Annotated in this window: 1 protein-coding gene; it reads right to left on the reverse strand. The window is 35.5% G+C overall.

Annotated elements, in window-relative coordinates:
* On the reverse strand, window positions 1–535 hold a 535-nt coding region (locus I6F66_RS22050), incomplete at both ends, for an isocitrate dehydrogenase kinase/phosphatase AceK regulatory subunit (protein ID WP_197209885.1).

The following is a 535-nucleotide window of genomic DNA, read 5'->3' on the forward strand; positions in this document are numbered from 1 at the left end:
AGTATATCAAATCGCATTTGCCATGGTTGATGATGTGTATCGGGTGCTTGCTTATAAAATGCCTTAACGAGCAGGCGAATATCTCTCTCTAAATCGACAAATGAAGCTTTAAAATCAAAGTGATTGATAATTTGTTTTATTGTTGGTTTTAAACCATCGACTACCGGAAAATAACTTCTATATTCTGCTTCAACTGGTACCGGTGGGTCATCTTTTAATGTGGCTTGTACAAATATAAAGTCATTATGAAAGTAGCGTCTATGATACAGACGACAAAATACGGAGTTATAAAAGGTTTCTGCAAGTTCAGCCTGAGGATGAAAACATAAAAAGTGTTGGTATATTTTTTTTACTTCAAGCCATAGAGCTTCATTTAGCTCATCGGTCGATTGTGCTTTTTGTAAGGCTTGTGTAGTTTCGTTAACGCGATTATCGTAATAGCTAATACGTAATCGGCTAATATCATTTATTGCTTGCCAATCTTTATTGGCGAAAGCATGGGGGGCTTTCGCTGTTATTTTTTGAAATAGTTTAT

Source organism: Pseudoalteromonas sp. NZS100_1 (assembly GCF_015864285.1).
In the GTDB taxonomy this organism is placed as follows: domain Bacteria; phylum Pseudomonadota; class Gammaproteobacteria; order Enterobacterales; family Alteromonadaceae; genus Pseudoalteromonas; species Pseudoalteromonas arctica.